General features: G+C 71.9%; 2 protein-coding genes. One reads left to right on the forward strand and one right to left on the reverse strand.

Translation table 11 applies throughout. The annotated features are described in order from the left end of the window. The first annotated feature begins 339 nt into the window (after window positions 1–339). Window positions 340–1341, forward strand: coding sequence for a patatin-like phospholipase family protein (locus K2Z83_RS29645; protein WP_305082516.1), 1002 nt, complete (start codon window positions 340–342; stop codon window positions 1339–1341). On the opposite strand, the gene K2Z83_RS21500 is transcribed toward K2Z83_RS29645, so the two are convergent. Next, window positions 1316–2312, reverse strand: a 997-nt coding sequence (locus K2Z83_RS21500; RefSeq protein WP_370650247.1) for a tetratricopeptide repeat protein, incomplete at its 5' end; no start/stop codon positions are given. The genes K2Z83_RS29645 and K2Z83_RS21500 overlap by 26 nt on opposite strands.

The raw sequence follows: 2312 nt of genomic DNA on the forward strand, positions 1-2312 counted from the left end.
CACATGCCCTGCACTGATGCCCCATGCTATGCGGAATATGCGTATAATTACAGTACTCCTACGACCGGCGCACACCTCATCTACATCATCTACTCAGTGATTCAGTGGCTCAGTGGCTCAGTGATTCAGTGGCTCAGTGACTCAGCGGAATATGCGTATAATTACAGTACTCCTACGACCGGCGCACACCTCATCTACATCATCTACTCAGTGATTCAGTGGCTCAGTGGCTCAGTGATACATCGGGTCAGCGCCCTCACCCACGCATCTACTCACCCACGCATCTACGCAGTGGCTCAGTGATTCAGTGCCTCAGTGATTCAGTGGAGCAAACCAAATATGCAAGACACACAGGCCGGCTGGGTGCGCTGGCTTCAGGACCTTATGCCGTCCCCCGCGCGCGAGGCATCGCCCGCCGACGCCCCCGAGCCCCGCCGGCTCGCCCTCGCCCTCGGCGGCGGCGGCGGCAAGGGCGCCGCCCACATCGGCGTGCTCCAGGTGCTTGAGGAGCTCGACATCACGCCCGACCTCATGGTCGGCACCTCGGCCGGCGGCGCCGTCGCCGTGCTCTACGCGGCCGGCCTCAGCTGGGAGCAGATCTGCCAGGTCTTCCGCGACACCTCCCTGCGCCGTATCGCCACGCCCGACCCGACCCGCACCGGGCTGATCGGCCAGCGCAAGCTCTCCGCCTACCTGACGGCGCTGCTCGGCGAGCGCACCTTCGCCGACCTGCGCATCCCCTGCGCCGTCGTCGCCACCGACCTCGCCGGCGGCCAGCCGGTGATCATCCGCGAGGGGCCGCTGGTCGCGGCGCTGCTCGCCACCACCGCCCTGCCCAGCATCCTGCCGCCCGTCCTGCGCGACGACATGATCCTCGCCGACGGCGGCATCCTCAACAATCTGCCGGTCGACGTGGCCCTCGCCCTCGGCGCCCAGAAGGTGATCGCCGTCGATCTCGACGACGCCCTCCCCGGCTTCCAGCTCGCCCCCGTCGAGGCGGAGAACCCCCTGGCCCGGCTGGCCCTCGCCCCGCAGCAGCTCGCCATCGCCAACCGCGCGCTCGCCCTGCTCATGGCCCGCGCCACCAGGCACTACCTGGAGCAGCACCCGCCGGCCCTGCTCCTGCGCCCCGACGTGGCCGACATCGCCACCCTCGACCTGTCATCCCCCGAGAAGGGCCAGGCCGCCGGGGCCGCCGCCGCCCGCGCCGCCGCCGCCGAGCTGCTCGCCCTGCGCGACTGGCGGCTCGGCCCGCCCGCCGAGCCCGCGCCGCCCGCCCGCCCGCGCCTGCCCTTCGCCCTGCCGAGCTGGGGCTCTACGGGCCGAACTCCACCCCCATAACCCTCACCCCCAGCCGCCGCCCGTCGTCGCTCGCCCGCTCGAAGTCGCGCGGCGTGAATGTGGCGCTGCGCAGGCCCACAACCACCGTCCGGGCGGTGGGGATCCGAGCAGGCAGTACCACGATATACCCTCCGCCCTCGGCACTGATCTGAAGCGATCCCAGATCGCGCCCATCGACCGTCACCCGCAGCGCGGCGGGGGAGCCGTCGGGCCGCCCGGAGGCCGCCCGGATGCGCAGCTCCGTCGTCCCCGCCGGGGCCGTCAGCCGCAGCTGCGCCTCGCCCGTCGTCCAGCGGAAGCCCGCCTCGCCCGGCGCCAGGCTGTGGAAGCCCCGCACAAACCCCAGGTCCAGCCCATCCCCCAGGTCGAGCTGGCCCGGCGGCTCGCTCGTGAATCGCTCCCAGCTCCACCCCTGAAGATCCTCCAGCGAGCTCGTCTCAAAGGCCAGGTCGGCGCGGGCCGCCGCCGCCTCGCCCCTCCGGCGCAGCAGGTCGCCGCGCAGCAGGTGGGCGTAGGGGTGGGCCGGCATCACCTCGATAGCCGCATCCAGCTGCGCCATCGCCCCGGCCCCATCGCCGGCCAGCAGGTCGGCGCGGGCCAGGGCCACCCGCGCCAGGGCCGAGCCATCGTCCAGGGCCAGCGCGCCCCCGGCCGCCGCCCGCGCCGCCTCCGCGTCGCCCCGCCCCAGCGCCGCCTCCGCCCGCCCCAGCTCCAGATGCTTCCAGCCCAGCCGCCACGCCAGCGCCGGGTAGTTCGCGTGGGCCAACGTGAGCGCGAGCGTCAGCAGCACACATGCAATGCCTATGAGTCGTGCCGCACGCCTGTCCCCTGTCCCCTGTCCCCTGTCCCCTACGATCGCCAGCCCCGCAAACGGCAGCAGCGCCGGGTAGAGCGGCAGGCGGTAGCGCAGCTCCACGTGGAAGAGCACCGTCGTCAGCCCCACATACAGCGCCCAGGGCAGCAGCAGCCCC

The sequence above is a fragment of the Oscillochloris sp. ZM17-4 genome (assembly GCF_019599295.1).
In the GTDB taxonomy this organism is placed as follows: domain Bacteria; phylum Chloroflexota; class Chloroflexia; order Chloroflexales; family Chloroflexaceae; genus Oscillochloris.